Source organism: Synechococcus sp. UW86, from assembly GCF_900474085.1.
Lineage (GTDB): Bacteria > Cyanobacteriota > Cyanobacteriia > PCC-6307 > Cyanobiaceae > Parasynechococcus.
This window is the reverse complement of sequence record NZ_UCNU01000017.1, coordinates 35,035-59,986: the sequence shown is the minus strand read 5'-3', so window position 1 is coordinate 59,986 and position 24,952 is coordinate 35,035. Positions and strand designations below refer to the sequence as shown.

Below are 24,952 nucleotides of genomic sequence, written 5' to 3'. Positions count from 1 at the left end.
AAAAAAAGGGGGCCTTTCGGCCCCCAGCGAGTGATCGATTGATCGTGATGATCAGGCAGCGACAGCAGCCTTGGGATCGAGAGCACCCTTGGCGTAGAGGCCGGCGTAGTAGGTGATGCTCTGCTGCTGGATCTTGCTGGCGTTGCCGGCAGCCCAGAACTGCTGATAACGGTCCAGGCAGACCTGCTTCATGTACTTGCGAGCCGGCTTGTTGAAGTGGCGGGGGTCGAAGTTGGAAGGATCGGCCATGGCCGCTTCACGCACAGCAGCGGTGAAGGCGAGACGGTTGTCGGTGTCGATGTTCACCTTGCGCACACCGTTGCGGATGCCTTCCTGGATTTCCTCGACGGGAACGCCGTAGGTCTCGGGGATGGCACCACCGTGCTTGTTGATCATCTCCAGCCATTCCTGAGGAACAGAGGAGGAGCCGTGCATCACCAGGTGGGTGTTGGGGATGGCTTTGTGGATCTCAGCGATGCGGCTGATGGCCAGCACTTCACCCGTGGGCTTGCGGGTGAACTTGTAAGCGCCGTGGCTGGTGCCGATGGCGATGGCCAGGGCGTCGCACTTGGTCTTGGCGACGAAGTCGGCAGCCTCAGCGGGATCGGTGAGCAGCATGTCCTTGGACAGCTCGCCTTCGAAACCGTGGCCGTCTTCGGCTTCACCCTTGCCGGTTTCCAGGGAGCCCAGGCAACCCAGCTCACCCTCAACGCTCACACCCACGGAGTGGGCGAAGTCCACCACCTGCTTGGTGACGTTGACGTTGTAGTCGTAGCTGGCGGGAGTCTTGGCGTCGGCTTCCAGGGAACCGTCCATCATCACGGAGGTGAAACCGTTGATGGCAGCGGAGTAGCAGGTGTCAGGGGCGTTGCCGTGGTCCTGGTGCATCACCACGGGGATGTGGGGATAAGTCTCGGTTGCGGCCAGGATCAGGTGACGCAGGAAGATCTCACCGGCGTAGCTGCGGGCGCCGCGGGAGGCCTGGAGGATCACAGGGCTGTCGGTCTCGTCAGCCGCTTCCATGATGGCCTGGACCTGCTCCAGATTGTTCACGTTGAACGCAGGAATGCCGTAGCCGTTCTCAGCGGCGTGGTCGAGCAGGAGCCGAAGCGGAACGAGCGCCATGGATAAATCCTCGGAGGGTTGGGGTCGTCTAAGACGAATCGCCGGCAATTTTACCGCGTGTTACGCAAGATCCAATGTGCCGCCTGCTGCTTGATCGCAGGCCACTCGACTGGCCACGCCCTCGGCCAGTCCAGGCAGCATCGGTCGCCCACTGCGGATGCTCTCGGCCCACCAGCCCAGCACCCGTGCCACAGGGGCGATGCGGCCATCCGCCCAGGTTTCCGGAAAGGCGAAGTCGGCATCGGCTTCCACGGCGCGGAAGGGCTCACCGAGCGGGGCGTGCTGCAGCTCAAAGCCATGGACGTAGTCCTTCTGATTGGTGCTGCTGAGCAGCAGCGATCCCGACGACCCCACCACATCCAGGCAGAACCCGCGACCGTTGCGCGACACGGAACTGAGGCTGGCCTGCGCCGGCACCGGCAGATCCTGCCTTCCCTGCCAATGGGCCACGGTCTGCAGCAGCGACACATCAGAAGCATCCACGGCCGCCAGACCACCATCGGGATGAGGGCGTTGCTTGATCGAAACGCTGTTCAGGGCCTGGACGGTCCCCAGGGGACCGATCAGCCAGGCCAGCATGTCCATGGCATGGGTTCCGAGGGCTCCGATCACGCCGCCGCCCTGATCCGCCTGGGCATACCAGTTCCAGCCGCGCTGGGGATCGGCACGGCTGCCCATCAACCAGTCGAGCTTCACCAGCCAGGGTGTGCCGACGGCACCGGCCTGCAGAAGGCGTGCGGCCTGCATGAACAGGGGAACAGCGCGGTATTCGTAGTCCACAGCCACCGACAGCCCCCGTGCCAGGGCCAGCCGCTGCAGCTCGCGGACTTGATCGGCATGCAGCGCGATGGGCTTTTCGAGCAGCAGATGCTTGCCCGCCTGCAGGGCCCGGCGGGCAAGGTCGAAGCGGGGTGCAGGGGGTGTGGCGATGATCACCGCATCCACCGCGGGATCAGCCAGCAGAGCGTCCCAGTCACTGAATCCCTTCAAGCCATGGGCGGCCGTGGCCGCATCCAAGCGCTCCTGGCGCGGGTGCCAAAGCGCCACCGCTTCAAGATCCGTGGCTGCCGCAAGGGCCGGCAGGTGCACCTTCTCCCCGAAGCCGAGACCGGCGACGGCAACACCAAGGGGTTGTGGGGACATCTCAGCTGGGGAGGGGTTCGGTGCAGACAGCCTCAATCACGGAGGTGATCAGCCCGTCATCGCCGGCAGGCTGCCATTGGGCACGAAAACGCGGCAAACCATTCACCTGTTTGTCGCGATACAGCTCCTGGGAGCAGTCCAGCTGCATCACATAGAGCTCGCCGGAGGGCTGCTCTCCATCTTCAGTGGCCGCTGGAGTGAAGCGGCTGAGCACGGTGCGGTATCCATCCCGATCGATGCGCACACTGCCGCGGTCCCACCACTGCTGGCCCGCGTCGGTGGCAGGAACCTCAATCCATTCCACGGGGCCCGCCAGAACGGGGGCGACCCAGCAGACCAAGGCCAGGATCAGGACACAACCAGCTCGGATCATGCGCTGGTGAGCTCCATCGGTTTGCAGCCGTGCAGGCGCAGAAGATTGGCCAGGGTGGAGCGCAGCTGGGTGCGGGGAACGATCGTGTCCACGAAGCCGTGCTCCTGCAGATATTCAGCCGTCTGGAAATTGTCAGGCAGCTTCTCCCGCAGGGTCTGCTCGATCACCCGGCGGCCAGCAAAACCAATCAACGCCTTCGGTTCCGCCAGGATCAGGTCGCCCAGCATGGCGAAACTGGCGGTCACACCCCCCGTGGTGGGGTGGGTGAGCAAGGGCATGTAGAGCAGCTCGGCTTCGCGGTGGCGTTCCAGCGCGCCGGAGATCTTCGCCATCTGCATCAGGCTGAGCATCCCCTCCTGCATCCGGGCACCGCCGGAGGCACAAACGATCAGCAGCGGCAACTTGCGGGCGGTGGTCTCCTCGATCAGACGGGTGATTTTCTCCCCGACCACCGAGCCCATCGATCCCCCCATGAAGCGGAAGTCCATTGCTGCCAGGCCCATGGGGATGCCCTCCACCCGGCAGAGCCCGGTGACCACACCATCCCGCAGCCCCGTCGAGGCCTGACTTTCCCGCAGCCGGTCGGCATAGGCGCGCCGGTCTTTGAATCCGAGGGGATCCACCGGTGACAGATCCGCATTCAGCACCTGGAAGCTGTCGGGGTCCGCAATCAGTGCGATGCGCTCAGCACTGTCGATCCGGTGGTGATGGCCGCAGTTGGCGCAAACACTGGCATTGAGTTTCAGGTCTTTGAGATAGACGACCTGACCACACTCCGGGCATTTGCTCCACAGCCCATCACCTTCATCGGGTTCCTGCTTGACGTTGGCGACGTACTGACCCTTGCGGCGATCAGCAAACCAATCGAACAGAGACACACAGGGCCGTCAGCTCACACCATTAAAAGCCGGACTGGGAATCGACGCTGGGGAATCAAGCCCCCAGCAGCATCACCCAGGTGCTCCACCACCACTGCGGACCGGTCAACCAGACCAGCCAGATGCCAAAGGCAATGAAGGGACCGAAGGGGAATGGTTCCCTGGGGCCCAACCGGCCGCTGAGACGAGCGGTGCTTCCGACCAAGGCTCCCGAGACAACCGCAAGGGCCATCGCCGCTGCGATGCCCCCGGGGCCCAGCCATGCCCCACCCAGCGCCGCCAACTTGGCATCGCCAAGGCCCAGCGCAGGCTGTCCCAACAACCGTTCGGCCAGGGCACTGAGGCCTTCCAACAGCAGCAGGGCCAGCACCACTCACCAGCGGCACAGGGGCTCCGGCAACCAAAGGTGATCCAGATCGATCAACACCAGCGGCAACAGAAGCGCGATCAGGGGGAAACCAGCCCAGGGGAGCCAGAGATCAGGCAGCCCCCCACCAGCACCAGGCCACACCAACAGCGCCGAGATCCAGAGGCCGGCACTCAGGGCCTCCACAGCGGGGTAACGCCAGCTGATCGCTGCATCACAGTCGCGGCAGCGGCCCCTCAGCAGCAGCCAACCCAGCAGCGGGAGATTGTCATGCCAGCGGATGGCATGGCCGCATTTGGGGCAGTGGCTGCCGGGAAAGACCACCGATTCCTGGCGGGGCAAGCGCCAGGCCACCACGCTGGTGAAGCTGCCGACGCAGGCGCCCAGCAGGCCGGTCCAAGCCAGGATCAACCCTTCCATCGGGTCCGACCACGGCTCGTGCGCCCCCGGATCAGATCAATAGCAATGAACTCTTCGTCCGGCAGAAGAACAGGGGTCTCGAAGACCACGCGGCCATCGGGTTCCTGCGGATCCACCACCACACCAAGAGGCTCCTGCCCCGCAGGGGTGCTGGAGAGATAGGCGAAATAAATGCGACGGGCCTGGGCGATCAGCGAGCGGCTGTCAATGCGGTCCCAGCGGGGAGATGAGGGCGCCCCCGAGGCTCCGCGGATTTCAAAGGAGGGCGTTGACAAAGAAATAGAGCCCACCTGATCACTCAGATGGGCCCATTGTAGAGACGATTATTGATAGGAGAAGAGATCAGCTGAGCTTGTTCTTCTCTTCGATCATGCGGTGAATGATCGGAGTGAGGATCAGTTCCATGGCGAAGCCCATCTTGCCGCCGTTCACCACGATGCTGGTGGGGCTGGACATGAAGGAATCGTGGATCATGTTCAGCAGGTAACCGAAGTCGATCCCCCACTTCTCACGAGCACCCTTGCGGAAGTGGATGATCACGAAGCTTTCATCCGGGGTCGGGATGTTCCGACAGATGAAGGGGTTGGAGGTGTCCACGGTGGGAACACGCTGGAAGTTGATGTCGGTCTGGCTGAACTGCGGGCAGATGTGATTGATGTAATCAGGCATCCGGCGCAGGATCGTGTCAACGATCGCTTCAGCGGAATAACCACGCTCAGCGTTGTCGCGGTGGATCTTCTGAATCCACTCAAGGTTGGTGATCGGCACCACACCCACCAGGAGGTCGGCCAGGGCGGCCACGTCGTAGCCCTCGCCCTTCACACCGCCATGGAGGCCTTCGTAGAACAGCACGTCAGTGCCGGTCGGGATGTCTTCCCAAGGCGTGAACTGACCCGGCTCGAGGTTGACGCCAAGACGGGCGTTGTGTTCAGCCGCTTCTTCAACGCTGTGGAGGTAGTAGCGCTTCTGACCAGCACCGGTTTCGCCGTAGGTGCGGAACAGTTCCTCGAGCTTGTCGAACAGGTTGGCCTCAGGGCCGAAGTGGGAGAAGTTCTCACCCTTGGCCAGGGCATCCGCCATGGCCTGTTTCATGGGCATCCGCTCGTAGCGGTGGTAGCTGTCGCCTTCCACCACTGCAGGGGTAATGCCTTCCCTCGCAAAGATGTGCTCGAAGGCGCGCTTGACGGTGCTGGTTCCAGCTCCGGAAGAACCGGTAACAGCGACAACCGGATGACGCTTCGACATCGACGCAGGGACTACGGGCCCGGCGATCCTGCCAGATCAGGGCCCGATTGCACCAATCTCTGGCTTACAGAGCTTTGAGCAATTGCTCACCCATGGCGCGACAACCCAGCTGGGTGCAGCCTTCTGCCATGAGATCACCGGTGCGGAAGCCACCGGCCAGAACGGCATCCACAGCGGCCTCAAGATCATCGGCAGCCGCGGCCTGTTTGAGGCCGATGCGCAGCATCATTGCGGCCGAGAGCACCATGGCCATGGGATTGGCCTTGTCCTGACCGGCGATGTCGGGGGCTGAACCGTGCACAGGCTCAAACAAACCAGGGCCCTCACTGCCGAGGGAGGCGGAGGGCAGCATGCCGATGGAGCCGGTGAGCATCGCCGCCTCATCGCTGAGGATGTCGCCGAAGAGGTTGCCGGTGAGCAGCACATCGAACTGGCGGGGATCACGCACCAGCTGCATCGCAGCGTTATCCACATACATGTGGCTCACCTCCACAGCGCCATAGCTGGGCGCCATGGCATCCACGCGGTCCCGCCAGAGCTGGCTCACATCGAGCACATTTGCCTTGTCCACGGAGCAGAGCCGGCCCCGCCGCTCCTGGGCGATCTCAAAGGCCACCTTCGCGATCCGATCCACCTCCGAGGCGGAGTAGGTCATGGTGTTGAAGCCGCGCTCGTCCCCCTCGGTCTCAATGCGTCCCTTGGGCTGACCGAAGTAGATCCCCCCGGTGAGTTCCCGCACCACCATCAGGTCCACCCCCTCGATCACCTCACGCTTGAGGCTGCTGGCATCGATGAGGGCCGGAACAATCTTCACCGGCCGCAGATTGGCGAACAGCTCCATGCCGGCGCGCAGGCAGAGCAGGCCGGTTTCCGGGCGTTTCTCGCGGGGGAGGCTGTCGAAACGGGGGCTGCCGATGGCGGCGAGCAACACCGCATCGGCTGCCTTGCAGGCTTCGAGGGTGCTGGCGGGCAACGGCTCACCGGTGGCATCGATGGCGCTGCCACCGATGGGCTGCTCCTCAAAGCTCAACGAAAAGCCATGGCGCTGGCTCACCACCTCCAGCAGCTGACGGGCGACAGCGGTGATCTCGGGGCCGATGCCATCACCGGGCAGGAGAACAACGCGGTGCTGAGCCATGACGGTGCGGTACGGCAGGTCGACCGCTGAGGTTACTGAGGGGTGTCCCGCTTGAGCTCCCGCAGGGTCTTGGCCATCTCCGGCAGCTTGCTGAAGGTGGTGGCGCAGCGCAGCCAGAGGCGATTCGGAATCGCGGGAAAACCACTCACCACCGCTCCGGGGGCCAAATCAGTGTGAATGCCGCACTTGGAGCTGGCGATGGCGCGATCGCCGACGACAACACGATTGGCGACCCCCACCTGGCCCGCCAGGATCACCCCCTGGCCGATGTGGGCGCCGCCGGCGATGCCCACCTGGGAGGCGAAGGCACAGCCACGGCCGGTGGTGACGCCATGACCGATCTGCACCAGGTTGTCGATCTTGGTGCCGGCACCAATGCGGGTCTCACCGACGGAAGGGCGATCAATGGTGGTGCCGCTACCCACCTCAACGCCGTCTTCAAGAACCACCTGGCCGGTCTGCGGCATTTTTCGCCAACCTTTGGCCGTCGGCACGAAGCCAAAGCCCTCAGAGCCGACAACGGCATTGGAATTCACCACACAGCCACGCCCGAGACGGCTGCCGGGGTGGAGCACGGCATTGGCGTGCAGCTCACAGCCATCACCCACCACCACGTTGTCGTAGATCACCACCCCGGGGTGAACGATGCAGTCGGCACCAAGACGGCTTCCCTCCCCGATGCAGACCCGCGGGCCCACCGCTGTGCCGGGGCCCACCACAGCCCGTTCATCGATCACCGCCGAGGGGTGAATTTCCGCCAAGGGCCGGCGGCGGGGATGCAACTGATCGAGGGCTTCAGCAAAGGCCAGACGCGGATCCGCGAAGACCGCAAAGGCGATGCCACGCTGCGAAGCCAGATCAATCAGATCCTGTTGATCGGGCAGCAACAGGGCACCCACGCCGCTGGTGCCCAAGGCCGCGGTGAGGGCGTTGCCCTTCTCCAGAAAGCTGAGCTGCGCGGCTGAGGCCTGATCGAGTGAAGCGGCACCCTCAAGCCATGGGTCCAAGCCCGGCTGGCTCGAGCGCAGGCCTGCATCACCGGTCTGCAGAACCTTGATCAGGGTGCTGAAACGCATGGAGGCCAGGGCAGTCCGGCGGATCGTAGACGTGGTTAACGGCTGCGAAGCACCAGACCATCGCGATGAACCACCACCGGGGAGGACTCCCCCGGCGATGGGTCATTCATCGCGGCCCGCAGCTGGTCGCTGTCCATCGAACAGAGGCCACGGCCCAGGTCCTCCCCATCGGGGTCCAGCAACTGAACGGGTTGATTGGCGGCGAACTCACCCCGCACCGCCGTCACACCCACCAGCAGCAGGGACGCACCACGGTGCTGCAGCGCAGCACAGGCCCCCGCATCCAGCTGCAGTTCACCCTCAGGCTGAAGCACGTGGGCCAGCCAACTGCGTCGGTTGCCCAGGGGTTCGGGATGGGGATGGAACACCGTCCCCCCCCGTTCCCCCTGCAACAAAGCCTCGAGGCGTGCAGGATCGCGGCCATCGGCGAGCTGCACGGTGATGCCACTGGCGGTGGCGATGCGGGCTGCCGCCAGCTTCGTGGTCATGCCCCCGGTGCCCCAGCGCCCCCCGTCACCGGCCCCCTGTTCCAACGAGTCCAGCTCCCGAGGATGGCGAACATCCGAGATCGGTTCGGCGTTGGCATCCACCCGCGGATCCGAGGAATACAGGCGATCAACATCCGTGAGCAAGATCAGTTGCTGGGCTTCAACGGCGGCGGCCACCAACGCCGAGAGGGTGTCGTTGTCGCCGAAGCGCAACTCCGCCGGCGAAAGGGCATCGTTCTCGTTGATCACCGGCAGCACCCCCCAACTCAGCAGCTGCCGCAAGGTGCCCGAAGCGTTCTGATACCGACGGCGATCGGCCAGGTCGGAGCGGGTCAACAGCACCTGCGCCACGGAACGACCATGGCGTTCCATAGCCCGTTCGTACAGCGCCATCAGCGCGCCCTGGCCGATGGCTGCAGCCGCCTGCAGAGCCACCACCGTGTCGGGGCGGTTGGTGAGGGCCAGCTTCTGGCAGCCCAGGCCAACGGCACCACTGGTGACCAGCACCACCTGGTCACCGCGGTCCATGGCCCCCGCGAAGCAGCGGGCGTAGCCATCAATCGTGGTGGAGGTCTCCCCCCGAAGCAGGCTGGTGCCGATTTTCACGACCCACAGGGTCATGCTGCAGGCGCCCCCATCACGCGGGCCATGGCGCGTTCAAACCGCTGAACACGGTCATGGCGGCAGGGCTTGCCGTCGTCTCGAACCGGGCGAACCAACACCGTGTAAAGCCCCATCCGGTTGCCGCCGAGCACATCCGTGAACAGGCGGTCGCCGATCATCGCGATCGCCTCCGGGGGCAGCGCGAGATCACGAACCACGCTGCGAAGGGCGCCACGGCGGGGCTTGCCGGCACCAAAGGTGAAGCTGACCTGCAGCTGATCAGCCACGGCAGCAATCCGATCGCGGGAGGGGTTGTTGCTGAACAGATGCAATTGAAGGCGACGGCCGGCATCCACCAGCCAGTCGCGCACGGGCCCTGGCAGTGTCACGTCACGACCGGGCAGAAGGGTGCGGTCAACGTCGATCACGGCGGCCTTCAGGCCGTGGGCCGTGAGGTGGGGCAGCGAAAGCTGGGCAATGGTGAGGTGGGGATCCCAATCGGGGGTCAACCAGTGCTGTGCCGTCAATCCGGCCATTCACGCTCCTCCAGTTCCGCCTCAATCAGGGGTTGAACGCGGTCGAGCTCATCGTCGCTCAGCAGCACCGCCTGGCCATCCACCATCCGCACCAACACCAGGAACGGGTCGAGGGGGATGTAGAGGCCGTATTCCTCCGCGTCGACCATGAAGCTCACCAGCAGCTCAAAGGTCTCGGCGTCCTCATCAACGTCGTCGTCCTCTTCCAGCTCGTCGAGCTCGTCCTGATCCGGCTCCTCCAGTTCACCACTGACGGTGAGGGTGATCGCCGATCGCACCAGCACCAGGTCGTGCTCCTGGAGCACCACATCAGCCACCGAGAGAATCGGCTCGCTGCTGGCAACTTCCGTAATCGGCACCGGCTCTGCATCGTCATTGAGCCGAAACAGCGACACAGGTGTGTCGACCGGCGAGAGCAGGGCGTAGTCCTGCCCCTCGATGGGGATCAGATGCTCGAGGAAGCACAGCAGGTCATGGCCCTCGCGGTCGCGGACCAGCAGGGTGGGGTGATCACTGCTCTTACCGGGGCCCGACTCAGACATCGACGCGGCTCTGACTGGGCTCAGGATCCACCATCGCCCGCCCCGGTGCCCGACCTTGACGCACTCTGTTGGGCCGGTTTGAGCTCCGGCCCCTCCGCCAGCCATTGCTCCAGCAGCAGGGCAGCGGCTGCACTGTCCAGACGTCCGCTGCGATCGCCCGTCAGCCCGAACTGTTCACCGGCCGCCCAGGTGCTGCTGTGTTCATTCACCCAGGCCAGGGGCAGATCGAGGGCGGCAGCCAGGCGCAGGCCGTAACGCTGGCAATGCTCCGCCTGGGCCGTGGGCTGGCCCGCGGCATCCAGAGGCAAACCCACCACAAGCCCCTGCACCGACCGTTCACGGCAGTGGGCCCGCAGAACGACCAGATCCGCATCAAAGCGACCACGACGCAGGGCAGAGAGGGGCGTGACACTGATGCCCAGGGCATCGCAGCCGGCCAGGCCGATGCGCCGCCGGCCCACATCGAGGCTGAGGATCGAACAGGGACGCGGCCGCATCAGTGCCGATCACCCAGGCTTGGTGTGGGCAAGGGTGTGCCCTGGGGCCGCAATCGGCCCAGCACCTGATCGAGCGATCGGGTCAGCTGCAGGTTGCGCTGGGGTGACTGACGCCGCCACATGCTGCGTCCGAGCAGCAGCTGCTCGTCGCCGCGGGTCCAGCCCTCCGCCTCCAGGATCCGGCTGAGGGGGGCATCGTCAAAGGCCGTGAGCAGCCCGCGGGGGAGGCCACGCTGAAGGATCCCGTTCAAAACCTGGGGAAGGGCCTGATCCAGCCGGGGATCCCAGGCGACGTCGCGCATCAGTTCCAGGAACCCTGCCTCTCCCGCATCGGGAAGGCGGATGCAGCCCGCCAACACAGCATCTCCAGCCATCAGCACGCCGCAGCCGGGGCCGTTACGGTCCAGCAGATCCAGCCAATGGCGATCCGTGATCTGACGCAGGTGGCTGTGGCTGCCGCCCTGCTCGATCGGCCAGAGCAACTGGGCGGTGCGGCGGTTCAAGGCCGCCCAGCGCAGACCCCCTGGCAACTGATCGGTGCCCTTTGGATCAACCCCTGCCCCTGGTGGACACCAGCACTGATACGGACGAAGCGGTTGAAAGCCCAGCTCCCGCAGCAGGGCAATGGCATCGGCATCGGTGGCCGGGCAGCGGATCACCCAGCTGCAGATCTGAGCAGTCCACGACTGCAGAGCCTGCTGAAGCAGGGACTGCTGAATGGTGCGATGGCTGTAATCGTCCAGCGGGCCCAGCAGCTCCGGCAAATGAAGAATCCAGCAGCTGCCGCGGCGGTTGAACGGCCGGGCCACCACACTGGCCACCGGGCGATCTCCCGCGAGGGCGATCAGGCAACGGGGCGAACGGCTGGGGAGCAGATCGGGAAAGCGCTGCTCAACTCTCGAGAGCCATTCACCGATCAAAAAGCCCTGAAACCGTGAGAGCTGATCAATCGGCGCATCCTGAACCCACTGGGCCAGGTGGGCTGGATTGAGGGGCTCAATGCGGATGGAGGTGGTCTTGGGTTCTGTCACCGGAGACCCTCCAACCCCAACTGCTCACAATGTATCGCTCATTCCAGGCCTGGCCGCACCAACACCAGGGGGGTGCGCTCATTGGCATTGCCGGCGGGATTGGGACGCAGGGCCCGGCCCAGCAAGCCCTCATCACAGCCGGGGCTGGAGGCCAGCACCTTCACACGGCCGAGGTCGTTGACGTCGACGATGGCAACGTCGACCCCGAGTTCGGCAGAAGCATCACGACAAAACTGCTCAGCCCGTGATGGCCCCAGAACAATGGTCTGGTCATAGGGCGGTGTGGTGCCAGTGATGTCGTCGATCAAGCGAGCCTGGTCACCGGCGAGGCGATAGAAGCCACCGGGGATGCCCACCAGCTTCATCAGCAGACCCCCCAGCCAGGCGGCCAGCACCCGGGTGGGCCCCACCAGATCGATCAAGGTCTGCATGCCGCAGGCCGTGGCCAGGCTGCTGGTGGGGTGAAACACACGGCAGGCCAGGCGCGCCACCATGCCGGGTTCCACCTCACTGGGATGGCGGTAGCGACCCTGGATCACAGCCACGGGGGTCTCGCCGATGGTGAGGATGTCGCCGGGCTGCACCAGATCAGCGGCGTAGGTGCGCAGGACGTCGATGGCGTCGTCCAGGGGACCGAGCAGGTGGGTGCGCAGCGGCAAGACGCGGCAGCCTTCCCCCTGGCGGAAGTGGGCTTGATCGGCCTGCAGGGGTTGGGGACGGATCAAGGGAACCAACACGCCCTGACGGCGCTGCAGACGACCGAAGGGTCCGTAATTCACCCAGTGGGCATCCACCCAGAGGCTGTCGACCCGAGCGGATGGAGTCGGGCCGGTGATCTCGATCGAGACCCGGGCACGCGTGGTTTTGCGTCCTTTGACGATGTAGGCAGCCCAGTAGCCATCTGCGCGGGTCTCCTCGTCGGGATGGTCGGCAATGATCCGCGTTTTCACCTCCAGACCGGCGGGATCAGAGGACCCCAGCAGCACGGGCTCGACCCGCAGCTCCGGCACAAAAATCTCCATGCGGGGGTGAGGATTGCTGATCTCCAGCACACCCTCGACACGAAGCCGCCCGCCCAGATCATCAACCCGCCAGTCGCGAGGGGTCATCCGCAACGGTGAGGCGGGCCTGAGGCGATGGCGGAGCTCCAGCCAGGCCACAGCAAGTCCTAGGCCGAGCGGAGCAAGCAGCAGCGACACAGCGGATCCGGCTCAGCTACCGGGACAACTGGCCGGCAGCGTAAGCGCCATGGCGGTGGGCGTCTCAGTTGGCGGTGACTTCGATGTTCACTTCGTTGAAGCTGCCTTCCTGATCAATGCGTCCCAGATCCGGAGCGGGAAGACCGGTGGAGGCGCTGATGGCGTCGTTGATCGCCGCCAGGGGAACCTGTCCGTTCTGGTCGAGCACAACCCGGCCATCGGTGCCGATCACCACCACCTGCGGAATGGTTCCCGACCAATAGGTGGCTGGATCACCCGCACCCAGGGATTCACGGCCCTGCAGCGGATCGGTGGAGAGGGGAAGCAGATCGATGCTGCGGCCCCAAAGCCGTTGCAGTTCCGACACCACCGGAGCGAAGCGTTTGCTCACGGCGCTGTCGTCCAGGTAGTAGACGATCACGGCTGTGCGTCCCTCAGCGAGGGACTCCTCCAAGGTGCTGGCGGGAGGGACCAACGAGCCATTGCCGGCGTAGAGGGCGTAGATGTTGCCGTCGTAGCTGTCGCTGTTCAACACAGCGGCGGCTGGTGCGACATGGAGCAGCAGCGCGATCGAAACGGTGATCAGACAGCGCACCAAAGCAAGCATCAAGCCGAAGCAGCGGATTGCCATTGTGGACCCAGGGGCCTAGCCGCGGCCGAAGCTGCGTCCCATGCCCTGGGCAATGCCACGCCCCACCAGACCGATGGCGCGCCCCAGCACCTGGGTGAGCAGGATCACGGCAAGGTCGCCGATGCGGCGCACCAGGGCCTGCACCTGGGGTGCGAGGGCATCACGGGCTTCCAGGAGCAAGGCCACTTGCCGCTGCCACCAACCCAGTTGATTGAGCTCCTTGTCGCGGGGCTCCGTCAGCAGCAGCGGTTCGATGCGACCGGAGCGCAACTGAAACAGGGTGCGCTGGCTTTCGTAGAGCTGAATGGGGCGCTCCACCCAATCCGCCCAACGCAGCTGGGTGTTCAAGCGGTTCCTGAGCCGGTCGAGTTCCCGGGTCGCCAGGAGGGGGTCCCGCAGCAGGTAACGGCGCAGCTCCGGCCAGTCACCACAGGCATCGAGCAATTCGGCACCAATCAGTTCCGCCGTCCTCACCAGCCAATTGCTCACCAGGGTTTCCAGTTGCAGGAAGGCCCTGGGGTCATCGGCCGGGAGCAGCAGGCCGTTCACCAGCATCGGTTGATCGGCCACCAGCGGCGCCAGCATCCCGGTTGGATCGGGCAGCTCGCCGTCGGCACCGGTGAGATCAGCACGGCTGAGCAGCGAAGCCACCACCGGCTGCAGCTGGCCATCGCAGGGGATCTGGACGTAACTGCCGGCCAGGGCGGTGAGGGCCTGCTGGCGCAACTCGGGCTGCAACGAATCCCAGGCCTGAGCAATCGCCGTGGCGTCCTGGCGGCTGCGCAGGCGCTGCAAGACCTGATCAAGCTGTTGCAACAGGGCCAGCAGCAACTCCCGGCGGCGATCCGGGTGCAGGCCCTCAATCGCCAGCAGTCGGCCGGTGGAATTGGTCAATCCAGCCTGAACCGATGCATCGATGCGGTCGCGGATGGCATCCCATACGGCAATGGCATTGCGTTCGCGCAGGCTGATCGCCGTGGTGGTGGGTGATCCATCGCTGGATACGGAGGGGCCCAGGGGTTCTGCATGCTCGAGGCCCATCTGCAGCGGTCCCCAGAGCCAGAGCAGCAAGCCCTTGGCGAAGCGCAATTCGCGGCGGCGCCCCTGCAGCAGCAGGAACAGCAAGGGCTGCTCCGGGGGCGGATTGAGCAGGGCCTCCACCCGTTGCAGGTCGCGGCTCACCTGCTGCAGGCCACTCACCAGCAACCACTGGCCCAGGCCCATGGTCTGCTGCTGGCTTGGCGTCTCCGGCGCAGCCTCCAGGCGAATGTCCCTGCCGCCCTGCAGCAGGGTTTCGATGGCGTTCTGCAGGCCCTGGGCATCAACGTTTTGCAGCAGGCCAGCCGCCGGCAGCTCCAGCAGCTGCTCCCGCGACAGGCGTAACTCGCTGGGCAGCAGCAGCAGCACCGGGGCGGGCTGCCAGCGCTCCTGCAGGGCGAACAGCTCTTGCTGAAGCGACGCCAATGAGGCCACGGTGTCGATCGACCAGATCACCAACGCTGGGGCACCCGTCAGGCGCTCAGGGCGAAGCACCACCTCCCAATCGCCCCGGGCGGAGGTGAGTTTCAGCGCCAGCGACTCCCCGAGCAGATCCGGAGCGAGCAGCAACATCCGCACCGGCGAAGGGGAGACCAAGGGTTGAACCCGAAACAGTTGGGCTCAAGGTAACGAGCTTCTGCTCAGTTCTCCAGGGTGCGCCGACCGTTCAATTGCAGGGTGTACGACTCAATGCGAAAGCCGGTGCGCTGTTCGATCTGACGCAACAGGTCGTCGGGAAGAACAACGTCGATGTCTTCGATCGAACCGCTGTCCAGACAGGTGAGATGGCTGTGGGGATCACTGCGGTAGCCGTAGAGGCGACCACTGGCGCGGTCGAGACACTCGATCACCCCAGCCGACTGCAGGGCTTCGAGGTTCTGATACACCGAGGTGTGGCCGATGCTGCGGCCCCTCAAATTCAGCTGTTCGAAGATGTCGCGGGCGCTGAGGTGGCTCTTCTCGCTCCAGAGCAGGTCGAGCACCATGCGCCGCTGACGGCTGAGGCGCATCCCCAACCGCCGACACTGCTCAAACACCTCCTGCAAGCTGCCCGCGGGGGACGGCGTGCTGCTCTTGCCAGCGGCTGCTTGTACCACAGAAGGTGCCTGCTTCTTGAACCATAAGGCCCTAGGCCAGCTCAGGCGATGTCTGCCGCCACGGCGGTGACGTCTTGAAGCCTTGCCTCACCCAACGCGGCGATGGCCTCCGCCAGGTCGACACGGCCGTCGTAGAGGGCTCGGCCAACGATCACCCCCGTCACACCAAGGGGCTCCAGGGGCAGGAGCGAGAGGAGGTCGGCCATGCAGCCGATGCCACCGGAGGCGATCACCGGAACGGCGCTGCACTGCGCCATGGTTCGCAGGGCCTCAAGGTTGGGGCCGGCGAGGGTGCCATCGGTGGCGATGTCAGTGGTGATGATCGCCGCGATGCCGGCGACACTGAACTGCTTGGCCAGATCGGTGGCCAGAACATCGCTCTGCTCGATCCAGCCCCGGGTGGCCACCCGGCCATCGTTGGCATCAATGCCCACCACGATGCGGCCGGGATGGCGTTGGGCCAACTCCTGAACCAACTCCGGCTGTTCAATCGCCACCGTGCCGAGGATGACGCGATCCAGGCCACAGGCGATCAATTCTTCGGCGCGCTCGAGCGAGCGCACACCACCACCGAGCTGAACAGGGATGTCGAGGGCGGCGGTGATGGCCCGCACCGCTGCGTCATTGAGCGGCTCACCCCGTTTGGCGCCATCGAGATCCACCAGGTGCAAACGGGTTGCCCCCTGGCTCTGCCAGCTGAGGGCCTGCGCCACAGGATCCTCACTGAATCGGGTCACCTGGTCGTAATCCCCCTGGTGAAGCCGAACACAGGCTCCATCGAGCAAATCAATGGCGGGAATGATCTCCATCGGGGTCGGACCAGAGACCCTCCATCCTGCAGCGCCACGCTTCAATGGCTGCGCTTTTCGGGCCCAACTGCATGAAGATCCTGGTGATGGGGGGAACCCGCTTCGTGGGCCGGCCCCTGGTGGCCCGCCTGCAGGCCCAGGGCCATGCACTCACCCTGTTCACCCGCGGCAAGAACCCCGTCCCCGCCGGCGTGGAACACCTGTGTGGCGATCGCAGCAGCGATGAAGGTCTCAGCGCGCTGCAGGGCCGCAGCTTCGATGTGATCGTCGACAGCTCCGGACGCAAGCAGGAGGACAGCAGCCGGGTGGTGGCCATCACCGGGCCTCCCAGCCATCGCTTTGTGTATGTGAGCTCAGCCGGGGTGTACGCCGATTCGGAGCAGTGGCCCCTGGATGAATCCAGCCCCACCGATCCGCAGAGCCGTCACGCCGGCAAGGCCGACACCGAGGCCTGGCTGCGCAAGGAAGGCATCCCCTTCACCAGCTTCCGGCCCACCTACATCTATGGACCGGGCAACTACAACCCGGTGGAACGCTGGTTCTTCGATCGCATCGTTCACAACCGCCCGATTCCGCTGCCCGGTGACGGCAGCACGATCACCCAACTGGGCCATGTGGAGGATCTGGCGGAAGCGATGGCCCGTTGCATTGAGGTGGATGCTGCCGCCAATCGCATCTACAACTGCTCCGGCAAGCAGGGCATCAGCTTCCGGGGCCTGATCCGCGCCGCCGCCGTGGCCTGCGGCCGCGATCCCGATGGCCTCGAACTGCGCAGCTTCAACCCCAGCGACCTGGACCCCAAGGCGCGTAAGGCCTTCCCGCTGCGGCTCAATCACTTCCTCACCGACATCACCCGGGTGGAACGCGAACTGGCCTGGCAACCCAGCTTCGACCTGGCGAAGGGCCTGGCCGACAGCTACAGCAACGACTACGCCCTGAACCCAACCGCAGCGCCAGACTTCAGTTCTGATGAGGCGCTGATCGGGGCGTGATGTAGCCCAGAGCTGAGCTCAGAGCCAGGGCGAGGGAGGGCCAGAACAGCCACCAGCCCAGGCTCTGAAGCCCGGCAGCAGCGATCCAGCCGGAGGGCCAGAGCATCAGCAGCAGGCTGAGGAACTGAAGGATTGTCTTGGCTTTGCCCGACAGCGAAGCCGGCCCACCATCACTGGCCTGAGACCGCCAACCCGAGATCAGCAATTCACGGGCCAGCAACAACCAAACCGCCCAGAGCGGCAGCACAGCCGACGACGCCAGCCAGAGCAACGGTGCCGCGATCAGCACCTTGTCGGTAAGGGGGTCGAGGCGAGCGCCCCAGCTGCTGCCACCCCCGGCGCGCCGGGCCAGCCAGCCATCGGCTGCATCACTGAACCCGGCCAGCAGCAGCAACCACCAGGCCCAGCCCTGCCAGCCGAACTGCAGGGCAAGGATCAGCGGGAAACCGGCAACGGCTCGTGCCATGGTGAGCCCGTTGGCAATCGAACGCAAAGACAGAAACAACGCTCAGAATGTGAGGAGCTGAACCTTGATCATGGTCCTGCAGCTGACGGTGGCTGATGTGATGACCCAGCCGGTGCTGACGGTCACGCCCGACACCCCGTTGCAGCAGGCCGTGCAGATGATCAGCGACCACCACGTGAGTGGTTGCCGGTGGTGAATGCAGAGGGACGTCTGATCGGCGAGCTTACGGAGCAGGATCTGATGGGTCGGGAGAGCGGTGTTGATGCCGGCCCCTACGTGATGCTGTTGGACAGCGTGATCTACCTGCGCAATCCCTTGAACTGGGACAAGCAGGTGCACCAGGTGCTCGGCACCAAGGTGAGCGATCTGATGCGCAAGGACTCCCATAGCTGCGATACGGCGTTAGCGCTGCCCAAGGCGGCATCCCAGCTGCATGAACGGGGCACGCAACGCCTGTTTGTTCTGGACGGCAACCAATGCCCCGTCGGCGTGATCACCCGGGGCGACGTGGTGCGTGCCCTCGCCGCCCATCAAGCCGGCTGATTCAACTCATCCTTCGTTCCCCCTTTCCAGGCCGATGCTGCGCTCCTTACTCATGGCCTGTGTGCAGGTGGTTGTTCCCCTGTTTGGGCATGCCAACCCCACGGCTGAGACCGAGACCGAGGAAATGGATTTCCTGGACCTGGTGGATGGCGAGGGAAACGTGCTGATCCAGGCCCGAGGCGTTGATGCCGTTAACGCCGAAGCCCGGGCCCAAGGCCTGGCTTTTCCAGCTCTGGGGTACTGGTCTGTCGAGGGGCACTGCTTTGTGAAACCTGCTCCAGGCGACTGCAACGGTGTGTTCAGGCGCTAGGGGCGTTCCGCGGTTTGCGATGCCGGAGCAGGCGGCACGCGGTTGTCCACGCGCAACGGCGAAAACAACACGAGGTTGCCCGCCACCAAGCCGGCGGTGACAACAACAGCCGCGAGAACCTCTAAGCCTTCCGATGTTTTGGCTTGCATGCTTCGAGCATGCGCCGCTGGGTTGCCCATGGCGAGGCCTTGTTTGGCTTTCAACGTGTGCGAACAAACGGAGTCAGTTGATACGTCAACCGTCGAACCAGGAGAGTTACGACGGAGCAGTTGATGCGCCCAATCCTGTGTCGCTCATCTCACGATTTCACGACGACACAGGTGATGTACCTCCGATCAAGTTCGAGACCGGGCATCAGGGCAAGGAGGCAGAACGCCTGACTCGATTCATCTGGAATCAAGTGATTCAACTGCTGCTGGCTGGCAAGGAGTTAGAAGCCAACTCTCTGTTGGAAGAATTTGATGAACCACCGCTTTGGGACGACCCACTCGACTGACACGCCATGGGAACGCCACTCACGCAATGGCTTCAGCTGGTGGGCTGGGTGGTGCTCGCCACAACCCTAATTTGCCTGAGTGCAACCGGGGTTTTCTGAGTTGAGCGGTTGAATCAAAACACCCTCAACAGCAATAAGGCTGACTTGCAAAATCAGTGATCAAGAACATCAAAATCAATCCGGTATGACTTGCTACATCGATCCCGAAGTCTTCCTTGAATGCATCAGGAGCGGCATCCAATTGGATTTTTGATTGATGCATGCATTGATTAAGCCAATGGCTTCGTATCAAATCACGATCACCACATCGGAAGGCTCCTCCAGCTTTGCCTGTGCCGACGATCAGTACATCCTTGATGCTGCAGAGGAAGCGGGCGCGGATCTGCCCTATTCGTGTAGAGCTGGCGCCTGCTCCACCTGCGCAGGCAAGCTTTCGAGTGGCTCTCTGGATCAATCGGATCAGAGCTTTTTGGACGACGAACAGATCGCCAAAGGCTTTGCCCTGCTTTGCGTGGCCTACCCAACAAGTGATTGCCAGATCAAAGGAGAAGCCGAAGAAGACCTCTGAGCTGACCAACCCGATCTTCGAGGTTCAAGTCCGAAAACTCCCACCGGGGAACAATCGACGCCTGTTCCCTTTTTTGGACCAGCTCCATCTATTCCATTCAGCAACCACCCGATTCGCCCAGGCTGAATTCACCAGGAATAGGCGCCCAATGCCGCCATGCTTCTCCTGTCGATTTACACCTGCGAGGAGCGGCGAAGCTAGCTTCCAAGGGCGTGGCTTCGCTTGCCAAGCAAGGCTCGCCGCCAGGATTAGACACCAAAGAAAGCAAGGACTGCTTCTAAGGCTCCGAGACCCAACAGAAAAACACCAGCAAGCAAGGCAAAGTCTTTTTTGGAGTTAGCCACAGATGCAACGGTTGCTCCGACGAACGCCAACAGGACAAACCTAAAGAGAATCGGAAGGGCAAACATTGCGGAGGATGTACGTCTCCGATGAGTTATGTAAACCCGCTGCGGTGCAGTGAGTTAACGGCTTGATACCAACGTTGAGTTACTTAATTTCTCTCAAAGGAGGCAATCAGGATCACGAAAGGCAACCCTCCTAAAAACTGCTCTGGCTTTGCCCAGCGAAGCGGCCGGCATAGTGCTCTTCACCATCCATGCGCTGAAAGATGAACTGACAGATCAGCGTGCCCGGCACCACCGCCAGCGGAGCTGGACCGAAGTTGCTCATTTCCAGCACCTGCTGACTGTCGATCCCCGGCCCCATGAACGGTGCACTGATGTGCACCATCAGCCCCAGGCGAGCAAAGCGGCTGCGACCCTCAAGCCAACCGCAAAGGCCAGGCCCGAGCCTGACCCGTTCGCGGGTGATCCCCAGCACGGTCTCCCCCGGCATGATCAGGATGTGGCCGCCCTCAGGGATCTCCAGCTTGTCGGTGCATTCGCGGTAGTCGGTGTGATCGCGAACCTCGATCACTTCATGCACCTTGCGGAACACCCGAAATGTGGAGCCGAGGGTGAGGTCCACCGATGCCGGCCCTACATGGTCGGCATTGAAGGGCGTGATCCCGATCAGGTCATCGTCAATCGCCTGAAGAATGGCCTGACGTCCAAGCACCGCCATGGGTCAATCCCTTGCTGGGCCAAGAGTATGGACGGCTCAGACGCCGGGGTGCTCAAACAGAACCGTCGACCATTCTGACTCGCTCACTCGGCAGCGCCTTGTTTCTGAGGCTGCTCAAGCGGTGCAGCATCGGGAAGCCGAAAGGCTTTTTCGAGGTCTGTCTTGATGGCACCAAAGGGGTAGGTCATAAAAAAAGAGGACCGCCCACAGCCACCTCGGAACGACTTGACGACGCATCCCTGCGCCTCCGTTACATTAATCAACAAAGTTTTGTAACGAGAGTCGTGGCCTTCGCCACCCAAGACCTGCTCATCGCCTTCGGCAGCTTCGGCATGGCCCTCTTCGCCTTAAATCTCTACAAGTTGACCAAACCGGCCAACGGCTGATCAAACCAGACACTTGAAAACCCTGAGCCGGCGCCCCTCATCCGTTTGAACGTGCCCTGACCGGACGCAACCCAGCTCTGCTGGCGGCAACCGCGAACCGATGTGGGTCGTGAAACGCTCGGTGCTCTTCTCTCCAGTCGCCAACACCAACGCACAAGCCGCGATTGAGAGGAGAACCGTGAGCAGCACTTGCATCCGCAGGCAAGACAAGGAGTTCCAGTCTGCTCGGGTGAAACAGTCGGTGGTGGGCCGCGGAGAAGAAATGCCTTCTTAGGCTTTGCTGGGGGGAGCGAGCCAATGGACAACACCAGAGAGCCGGCTGGTCATCTCAGCGCGATCATCGGGATTGGCCTCTTGCTGATTGGCCTCGTTGTCTTTGGAGTGGTCCAACAGAAAGCCTGGAGCCATCAAGCGGAACTCACAAAGCGCTTTGAAGCATGCATAGAGAGCGCTCCCTTCAAACAAGCTCTAAAGGTGCCGCGGCCAGAAGCTGTACTCACAGACGAGCAACTCCAGGCCCACTTTGACGCCTTTGATCAACTGCTCAAAGAAACAGGTTTACCGCCGACCTGGAATGGCAAAACCTTGGTGCCTTGGAAGGAGTTCCACAAAAACTCGATTGAATTCGCAAGCCAATGCCATGGCCAGCTGGGCATCGATCAGCCTCAACAACAACTGAAGGGCACCTACGCCAAACCCGTCTGGGATCCCCACTCTTCCATCTGGCGGGAGGCTGATTGATGAGCACGCGTCGGTTCAAAGGGCTCTACCTGCAAGCCACCGGTGATCCCTGCTGCTTTTCCTTTGTGACCTACACACCACAAACCAGAGAACAAATGCTGGCTTGTGGGGATCTGGATGAAAGCGAAGAATATTTCAATCCAGTGATTTTCGATTTTCTCTTGTTCGCCTCAGAGGCCGCCCTTCGAGCACCAGCCGGAGACTCATTCCCCATCACCTACGACGACGTTTCAATCATCACATCAAGGCAAAGAGGCTCAGGCATTCAGCACGAATATCTGATCAGACTCTCAGACCACGACTGGAATGATGCAAAGCAGTCTGCAGTGGATCAACTCCAAGAGGTGTTATCGAGTGAGCGATGGAATGGAGCTCGGCTCAGGGATTGGCGCGATTGAAACAGCATCAAACCGCCGAGGGTGAGCTGAGTCCTTTAGCTTGCCGGCTTCAACAGACCGTCAAATGATTCCAGAGCCCCACGAGCCCTTTGACATCAACCGCAAGGAGGACTCGATCTTCCTGCTGGGTTGCATGTTCACGGTGATCTTCCTCTTCCTGCTCTAAAGAGAAAAGACGGATCCTCAGCATCAATCAAAAAGCACCTGCTCGAATCGAACAGGTGCTTTTTTGCTATTGGTTTGATATCAAAGAACCGTTGATTATCAGTTCAATCTCAGCGGCGCGGCAGGCTCACTTGATACATCGTGTCGTCAGCAGGCTTCCACTGCACAAGGTGGAGCCGGTCGATCTTGTTGTTGTCCAAACAATCCCAGATTGTGGCCCCAGACAATGTTGTCATCGACCACACATCGCCCTGACTCTTCATCTGCTTGCGGTTGCGATCTTTCCATTCCGTCCAGTTGATTTTTGGGTATGAGCCAACCTGCTCACTCAGAATCACCACCGTGAATTCCACCGAACGCGAACCAAAACCGGCCGGAATTCTAAGTTGCTGAACCGCAATTCCCTGGTTCAGCCAACGGGTTTGCGCCAGATCCGCCACACCAGCCAGCCCGTCACCCCGAGCCAGAGGAACGCCACAGCCGAAAGGATCGGCACGACGATCAGATAGCTCCACACCCCAAGGGCCACCCAGGCGAGCAGAGACGTGATCAACGCCTTCTGAAAGTTGTTGGCCTTGGCGAGACGTTGCTGCAAAAGAGATCTCACGCTGTTGCTCGATGCTCCATCCCTTCCTCTAGCCACGGATGCCCTCAGCGACCGCAACGCTGAAGCCCTCCTGGGTCCAGAGGCGGAGGGAATAACGCGAACCATGCAGCCATGCCGCGGCCCCGTCCGAAGCGATGGTCACGTTGGCGAGTCCGCCACCCAGCCCCAGACCCGCGGCCTTCAACACAGCCTCCTTCGCCGTCCAGGCCTGAATCAGCGTCCAATGCTCCAGGCAGTCCGTCGCTTCAGCGTTCGAGGCAAACATGCGCCGCGTCAGGAGGTCAGAGGCCACACGCAACGGCCGGTCGAGCGCTTCCACATCAATGCCAATCGGATCCGCCCCCACCACTCCGATGCTGAGGGATCCGGTGTTGGAAATGCTGTGGTGCAGCGGGGAATTGCGCAGCTGCGGCTTGCCGTAGATCGTGCGGCCGATGTCATCACCAGAAACCATCTGGCCTGCATCGGCAAACAACCGGCAGGTGAGGCTGTCGCTCAAGGCCCGCTGCTCAGCGCGCGACGGGGGCTGAGCGAGATGGGCCACCAACGCCCGACGTTGCGTGCTGGGGATCGACCACCAGGACCAAACGGCGTCCAAGCTCAATCTTGAACAGGCGGCACGGGCACCGGCGGCAGCGGCGGCAGAGCTGGCGGCGGCATCACCGATGGGGCTGGCTCATCCAGCAGAACCTCGGCGGGGTTGAGCATCGGCTCATCGAGCACAATCGGCGGCGGCAGATCGGGGGGCAACGGCACAAACAGCTGCGGCTCTGTCCAGCTGGCATCTGAGCTGCCATCGGAACCGAGTTCAGCCGGCTCCGGCTCCCGGATCACAGCCTTTGGCTCGCGCAACACCAAAGGATCCGCCGTGATCGGGGGTTCCCTCAAAGGCGCACGGTCCAGATCTACGCTGCGGTCGTCGGCATCCGCGGGCAAACCCGGCTTGGTGAGGTTGTTAGCGGGCCCCCAGATCATCCGGGCCAGGGGTTCCACGCCCCGTTCCATCACCCGGTTCAAGCCCGCCAGGGCGCGATCAGCGAGGTGATTGCCAAAGGACGACACACAGTCGAGCGCGCCATCGCAACCCTCATCCAGCACCAGCTTGGGCGTCAGCGCCGCGATCAAATTGCCCTGCAGGGGGATCTGGCGGGGGCTCAACCGCAGCAGGTAGGGCACATGCACAAAGCTGGTGGCACCGCCGCTGATCCAGTTGGCGTCTTCTTCGGTGAAGCCCTTCACCCCAGGGATGATCAAACGACTCTTCGAGGCATGGTCGGGCATGTAGGCCGCCAGATAGCCCCGGCGACGGGCGAGGTCTTTGGTCTGCTCGAGGGTCAGGCCATCACGGCTCATCAGCACCTCCATCTGGCCGTCCTGACGCAGGCCCATCACCATGCGGATCCGCGGCAGGTAGTAGCGGATGCGCTGGCCCATGCTGATGCTGTAGGCCCCCTTGTAGCTCTCCGGCGGAGCCTCGATGTCGTTGTAGAGGCTGTGCAGGCCGCCGATGAAGGTGTCGTAGGTGCGGCTGCGCTCATCGGTGAGCTCCCCGTAGCCGAAATCAATGCTGCCGTCATGGCGGATGCCGACGAAGGCCCGTTGGCGTGAAGCCGAGCGGTTCCGTCCGCGCCAGACCTGCTTGCCGAATTTCAGATCCCCCAGGGGGACGGTGATCTCGCGGCCATCGTCGTCCACATGGCGTTCGTACATCGGGCCGGACACGTAGGCCAGGGCAGCGCTGTCCTGGTAGGCGTCCTGTTCGCGATCCCAACCCTCCAGCAGCCCGAAGCGCACCCGCCGTGGATCGAGATCCAACGCGTAGACCTCATCGTCGGGGATGTAGCGGAACGGCTTGGCATCCCGGCCGCGCTGCTGGGCCGAACGAACAGCTTGCTCCTGCAGCTCGGAGCGCTCAGGTGCCACAGGCGCCAAGGCGATCAGGCCGCCGAACACCACAAACGGCATGGCCAGCAAGAGCC

The 24,952-nt window shown here is 63.1% G+C and carries 31 protein-coding genes and 2 pseudogenes; 7 read left to right on the top strand and 26 right to left on the bottom strand.

Features of this window, described 5'->3' with window-relative positions; translation table 11 throughout:
• Positions 1-51: 51 nt before the first annotated feature.
• The 19 genes and pseudogenes from fba to hisA all read right to left on the bottom strand — a co-directional run bounded on the left by fba (position 52) and on the right by hisA (position 16,236).
• Positions 52-1,125, bottom strand: coding sequence for a class II fructose-bisphosphate aldolase (fba, locus tag DXY04_RS08610; RefSeq protein WP_114987921.1), 1,074 nt, complete (start codon positions 1,123-1,125; stop codon positions 52-54).
• A gap of 60 nt (positions 1,126-1,185) precedes the next feature.
• The gene (locus DXY04_RS08605; RefSeq protein WP_115161750.1) at positions 1,186-2,268 is read right to left on the bottom strand and encodes a Gfo/Idh/MocA family protein; all 1,083 of its coding nucleotides are present in this window, start codon (positions 2,266-2,268) and stop codon (positions 1,186-1,188) included.
• Position 2,269: 1 nt separating this feature from the next.
• On the bottom strand, positions 2,270-2,641 hold the full coding sequence (locus DXY04_RS08600) for a hypothetical protein (protein ID WP_115161749.1): 372 nt from the start codon (positions 2,639-2,641) through the stop codon (positions 2,270-2,272).
• Positions 2,638-3,519 carry an acetyl-CoA carboxylase, carboxyltransferase subunit beta gene (gene accD, locus DXY04_RS08595; RefSeq protein ID WP_115161748.1) on the bottom strand — a complete coding sequence of 294 codons (882 nt, stop codon included), beginning with the start codon at positions 3,517-3,519 and terminating at the stop codon, positions 2,638-2,640. The genes DXY04_RS08600 and accD overlap by 4 nt, the downstream gene beginning before the upstream one ends.
• Positions 3,520-3,574: 55 nt before the next feature.
• A pseudogene (locus tag DXY04_RS08590) lies at positions 3,575-4,306 on the bottom strand (A24 family peptidase).
• Positions 4,294-4,581, bottom strand: coding sequence for a hypothetical protein (locus tag DXY04_RS08585; protein ID WP_115161747.1), 288 nt, complete (start codon positions 4,579-4,581; stop codon positions 4,294-4,296). Before DXY04_RS08585 ends, DXY04_RS08590 begins: the two are co-directional and overlap by 13 nt.
• 67 nt (positions 4,582-4,648) lie before the next feature.
• The gene (locus DXY04_RS08580) at positions 4,649-5,551 is read right to left on the bottom strand and encodes a phosphoribulokinase (RefSeq protein WP_114987927.1); all 903 of its coding nucleotides are present in this window, start codon (positions 5,549-5,551) and stop codon (positions 4,649-4,651) included.
• Positions 5,552-5,615: 64 nt separating this feature from the next.
• Complete coding sequence (gene leuB / locus DXY04_RS08575) at positions 5,616-6,689, bottom strand: 3-isopropylmalate dehydrogenase (RefSeq protein ID WP_115161746.1); 1,074 nt, start codon at positions 6,687-6,689, stop codon at positions 5,616-5,618.
• A 32-nt stretch (positions 6,690-6,721) separates the two neighbouring features.
• Positions 6,722-7,765, bottom strand: a complete 1,044-nt coding sequence (lpxD, locus tag DXY04_RS08570; protein ID WP_115161745.1) for a UDP-3-O-(3-hydroxymyristoyl)glucosamine N-acyltransferase — start codon at positions 7,763-7,765, stop codon at positions 6,722-6,724.
• A 35-nt stretch (positions 7,766-7,800) separates the two neighbouring features.
• Positions 7,801-8,874 carry a glutamate 5-kinase gene (proB, locus tag DXY04_RS08565; protein ID WP_115161744.1) on the bottom strand — a complete coding sequence of 358 codons (1,074 nt, stop codon included), beginning with the start codon at positions 8,872-8,874 and terminating at the stop codon, positions 7,801-7,803.
• Positions 8,871-9,392 carry a YqeG family HAD IIIA-type phosphatase gene (locus tag DXY04_RS08560; RefSeq protein WP_115161743.1) on the bottom strand — a complete coding sequence of 174 codons (522 nt, stop codon included), beginning with the start codon at positions 9,390-9,392 and terminating at the stop codon, positions 8,871-8,873. Before DXY04_RS08560 ends, proB begins: the two co-directional genes overlap by 4 nt.
• Positions 9,380-9,934: a DUF3727 domain-containing protein gene (locus DXY04_RS08555; protein ID WP_115009429.1), complete on the bottom strand. Its 555-nt coding sequence runs from the start codon at positions 9,932-9,934 to the stop codon at positions 9,380-9,382. Before DXY04_RS08555 ends, DXY04_RS08560 begins: the two co-directional genes overlap by 13 nt.
• A 20-nt stretch (positions 9,935-9,954) precedes the next feature.
• Positions 9,955-10,431, bottom strand: a complete 477-nt coding sequence (gene ruvX, locus DXY04_RS08550) for a Holliday junction resolvase RuvX (RefSeq protein WP_115161742.1) — start codon at positions 10,429-10,431, stop codon at positions 9,955-9,957.
• Entirely contained in the window at positions 10,431-11,462 is a 1,032-nt protein-coding gene (locus DXY04_RS08545; RefSeq protein WP_115161741.1) for a hypothetical protein, read from the bottom strand. Before DXY04_RS08545 ends, ruvX begins: the two co-directional genes overlap by 1 nt.
• Positions 11,463-11,500: 38 nt before the next feature.
• Positions 11,501-12,661 carry a F420-0:Gamma-glutamyl ligase gene (locus tag DXY04_RS08540; RefSeq protein WP_115161740.1) on the bottom strand — a complete coding sequence of 387 codons (1,161 nt, stop codon included), beginning with the start codon at positions 12,659-12,661 and terminating at the stop codon, positions 11,501-11,503.
• A gap of 64 nt (positions 12,662-12,725) precedes the next feature.
• Positions 12,726-13,292, bottom strand: a complete 567-nt coding sequence (locus DXY04_RS08535; RefSeq protein ID WP_115009433.1) for a thylakoid membrane photosystem I accumulation factor — start codon at positions 13,290-13,292, stop codon at positions 12,726-12,728.
• Between the two features lie 15 nt (positions 13,293-13,307).
• Complete coding sequence (locus DXY04_RS08530; protein ID WP_115161739.1) at positions 13,308-14,903, bottom strand: DUF3685 domain-containing protein; 1,596 nt, start codon at positions 14,901-14,903, stop codon at positions 13,308-13,310.
• Positions 14,904-14,971: 68 nt separating this feature from the next.
• Positions 14,972-15,340, bottom strand: coding sequence for a Fur family transcriptional regulator (locus DXY04_RS08525; protein WP_226424454.1), 369 nt, complete (start codon positions 15,338-15,340; stop codon positions 14,972-14,974).
• A gap of 128 nt (positions 15,341-15,468) precedes the next feature.
• Positions 15,469-16,236, bottom strand: a complete 768-nt coding sequence (gene hisA, locus DXY04_RS08520) for a 1-(5-phosphoribosyl)-5-[(5-phosphoribosylamino)methylideneamino]imidazole-4-carboxamide isomerase (protein WP_115161738.1) — start codon at positions 16,234-16,236, stop codon at positions 15,469-15,471.
• Positions 16,237-16,307: 71 nt separating this feature from the next.
• Between hisA and DXY04_RS08515 the strand changes: the two genes are divergently transcribed.
• Positions 16,308-17,228: an NAD-dependent epimerase/dehydratase family protein gene (locus DXY04_RS08515; RefSeq protein ID WP_115162194.1), complete on the top strand. Its 921-nt coding sequence runs from the start codon at positions 16,308-16,310 to the stop codon at positions 17,226-17,228.
• Here the strand turns inward: DXY04_RS08515 and DXY04_RS08510 are convergent.
• A complete protein-coding gene (locus tag DXY04_RS08510; protein WP_115161737.1) occupies positions 17,197-17,733 on the bottom strand; it encodes a CDP-alcohol phosphatidyltransferase family protein in 537 nt (178 codons plus the stop codon). The two genes, DXY04_RS08515 and DXY04_RS08510, sit on opposite strands and share 32 nt — an antisense overlap.
• A gap of 31 nt (positions 17,734-17,764) precedes the next feature.
• Here DXY04_RS08510 and DXY04_RS08505 point away from each other — a divergent pair.
• Both DXY04_RS08505 and DXY04_RS08500 read left to right on the top strand, forming a co-directional pair.
• Positions 17,765-18,237 (top strand): annotated as a pseudogene (locus DXY04_RS08505) (CBS domain-containing protein).
• Positions 18,238-18,271: 34 nt separating this feature from the next.
• Positions 18,272-18,547 carry a hypothetical protein gene (locus tag DXY04_RS08500; RefSeq protein WP_170951378.1) on the top strand — a complete coding sequence of 92 codons (276 nt, stop codon included), beginning with the start codon at positions 18,272-18,274 and terminating at the stop codon, positions 18,545-18,547.
• Here the strand turns inward: DXY04_RS08500 and DXY04_RS12155 are convergent.
• Entirely contained in the window at positions 18,544-18,696 is a 153-nt protein-coding gene (locus DXY04_RS12155; protein ID WP_170951377.1) for a hypothetical protein, read from the bottom strand. The genes DXY04_RS08500 and DXY04_RS12155 overlap by 4 nt on opposite strands.
• A gap of 137 nt (positions 18,697-18,833) precedes the next feature.
• Between DXY04_RS12155 and DXY04_RS08490 the strand changes: the two genes are divergently transcribed.
• A complete protein-coding gene (locus DXY04_RS08490) occupies positions 18,834-19,043 on the top strand; it encodes a hypothetical protein (RefSeq protein ID WP_114987942.1) in 210 nt (69 codons plus the stop codon).
• A 277-nt stretch (positions 19,044-19,320) separates the two neighbouring features.
• Positions 19,321-19,611, top strand: coding sequence for a 2Fe-2S iron-sulfur cluster-binding protein (locus DXY04_RS08485; protein ID WP_025362165.1), 291 nt, complete (start codon positions 19,321-19,323; stop codon positions 19,609-19,611).
• 540 nt (positions 19,612-20,151) lie between these two features.
• On the opposite strand, the gene dcd is transcribed toward DXY04_RS08485, so the two are convergent.
• Entirely contained in the window at positions 20,152-20,676 is a 525-nt protein-coding gene (gene dcd, locus DXY04_RS08480) for a dCTP deaminase (protein ID WP_115161735.1), read from the bottom strand.
• Between the two features lie 575 nt (positions 20,677-21,251).
• Between dcd and DXY04_RS11820 the strand changes: the two genes are divergently transcribed.
• Together DXY04_RS11820 and DXY04_RS08465 are read left to right on the top strand one after the other, a co-directional pair.
• Positions 21,252-21,803 (top strand): hypothetical protein, encoded by a 552-nt coding sequence (locus DXY04_RS11820; protein ID WP_136975381.1) that lies wholly within the window; start codon positions 21,252-21,254, stop codon positions 21,801-21,803.
• On the top strand, positions 21,803-22,201 hold the full coding sequence (locus DXY04_RS08465) for a hypothetical protein (protein ID WP_115161732.1): 399 nt from the start codon (positions 21,803-21,805) through the stop codon (positions 22,199-22,201). Before DXY04_RS11820 ends, DXY04_RS08465 begins: the two co-directional genes overlap by 1 nt.
• Positions 22,202-22,476: 275 nt before the next feature.
• On the opposite strand, the gene DXY04_RS08460 is transcribed toward DXY04_RS08465, so the two are convergent.
• The 4 genes from DXY04_RS08460 to DXY04_RS08445 are packed head-to-tail and all read right to left on the bottom strand — an operon-like array spanning position 22,477 to position 24,938.
• Complete coding sequence (locus DXY04_RS08460) at positions 22,477-22,806, bottom strand: hypothetical protein (protein ID WP_371634531.1); 330 nt, start codon at positions 22,804-22,806, stop codon at positions 22,477-22,479.
• The gene (locus DXY04_RS08455; protein WP_115009445.1) at positions 22,776-22,961 is read right to left on the bottom strand and encodes a hypothetical protein; all 186 of its coding nucleotides are present in this window, start codon (positions 22,959-22,961) and stop codon (positions 22,776-22,778) included. The genes DXY04_RS08460 and DXY04_RS08455 overlap by 31 nt, the downstream gene beginning before the upstream one ends.
• A 40-nt stretch (positions 22,962-23,001) precedes the next feature.
• The gene (locus DXY04_RS08450) at positions 23,002-23,571 is read right to left on the bottom strand and encodes a 4'-phosphopantetheinyl transferase superfamily protein (protein WP_115161731.1); all 570 of its coding nucleotides are present in this window, start codon (positions 23,569-23,571) and stop codon (positions 23,002-23,004) included.
• 2 nt (positions 23,572-23,573) lie between these two features.
• The gene (locus DXY04_RS08445; RefSeq protein WP_371634537.1) at positions 23,574-24,938 is read right to left on the bottom strand and encodes a hypothetical protein; all 1,365 of its coding nucleotides are present in this window, start codon (positions 24,936-24,938) and stop codon (positions 23,574-23,576) included.
• Positions 24,939-24,952: the final 14 nt, after the last annotated feature.

Bases quoted from the DNA above. Each gene is read 5' to 3' on its own strand.
- fba (WP_114987921.1), bottom strand. From the start codon at position 1,125: ATGGCGCTCGTTCCGCTTCGGCTCCTGCTCGACCACGCCGCTGAGAAC.
- DXY04_RS08605 (WP_115161750.1), bottom strand. From the start codon at position 2,268: ATGTCCCCACAACCCCTTGGTGTTGCCGTCGCCGGTCTCGGCTTCGGG.
- DXY04_RS08600 (WP_115161749.1), bottom strand. From the start codon at position 2,641: ATGATCCGAGCTGGTTGTGTCCTGATCCTGGCCTTGGTCTGCTGGGTC.
- DXY04_RS08580 (WP_114987927.1), bottom strand. From the start codon at position 5,551: ATGTCGAAGCGTCATCCGGTTGTCGCTGTTACCGGTTCTTCCGGAGCT.
- leuB (WP_115161746.1), bottom strand. From the start codon at position 6,689: ATGGCTCAGCACCGCGTTGTTCTCCTGCCCGGTGATGGCATCGGCCCC.
- lpxD (WP_115161745.1), bottom strand. From the start codon at position 7,765: ATGCGTTTCAGCACCCTGATCAAGGTTCTGCAGACCGGTGATGCAGGC.
- proB (WP_115161744.1), bottom strand. From the start codon at position 8,874: ATGACCCTGTGGGTCGTGAAAATCGGCACCAGCCTGCTTCGGGGGGAG.
- DXY04_RS08560 (WP_115161743.1), bottom strand. From the start codon at position 9,392: ATGGCCGGATTGACGGCACAGCACTGGTTGACCCCCGATTGGGATCCC.
- DXY04_RS08555 (WP_115009429.1), bottom strand. From the start codon at position 9,934: ATGTCTGAGTCGGGCCCCGGTAAGAGCAGTGATCACCCCACCCTGCTG.
- ruvX (WP_115161742.1), bottom strand. From the start codon at position 10,431: ATGCGGCCGCGTCCCTGTTCGATCCTCAGCCTCGATGTGGGCCGGCGG.
- DXY04_RS08535 (WP_115009433.1), bottom strand. From the start codon at position 13,292: ATGGCAATCCGCTGCTTCGGCTTGATGCTTGCTTTGGTGCGCTGTCTG.
- DXY04_RS08530 (WP_115161739.1), bottom strand. From the start codon at position 14,903: ATGTTGCTGCTCGCTCCGGATCTGCTCGGGGAGTCGCTGGCGCTGAAA.
- DXY04_RS08525 (WP_226424454.1), bottom strand. From the start codon at position 15,340: ATGCGCCTCAGCCGTCAGCGGCGCATGGTGCTCGACCTGCTCTGGAGC.
- hisA (WP_115161738.1), bottom strand. From the start codon at position 16,236: ATGGAGATCATTCCCGCCATTGATTTGCTCGATGGAGCCTGTGTTCGG.
- DXY04_RS08515 (WP_115162194.1), top strand. From the start codon at position 16,308: ATGAAGATCCTGGTGATGGGGGGAACCCGCTTCGTGGGCCGGCCCCTG.
- DXY04_RS08500 (WP_170951378.1), top strand. From the start codon at position 18,272: ATGCTGCGCTCCTTACTCATGGCCTGTGTGCAGGTGGTTGTTCCCCTG.
- DXY04_RS12155 (WP_170951377.1), bottom strand. From the start codon at position 18,696: ATGCAAGCCAAAACATCGGAAGGCTTAGAGGTTCTCGCGGCTGTTGTT.
- DXY04_RS08485 (WP_025362165.1), top strand. From the start codon at position 19,321: ATGGCTTCGTATCAAATCACGATCACCACATCGGAAGGCTCCTCCAGC.
- dcd (WP_115161735.1), bottom strand. From the start codon at position 20,676: ATGGCGGTGCTTGGACGTCAGGCCATTCTTCAGGCGATTGACGATGAC.
- DXY04_RS08465 (WP_115161732.1), top strand. From the start codon at position 21,803: ATGAGCACGCGTCGGTTCAAAGGGCTCTACCTGCAAGCCACCGGTGAT.
- DXY04_RS08445 (WP_371634537.1), bottom strand. From the start codon at position 24,938: ATGCCGTTTGTGGTGTTCGGCGGCCTGATCGCCTTGGCGCCTGTGGCA.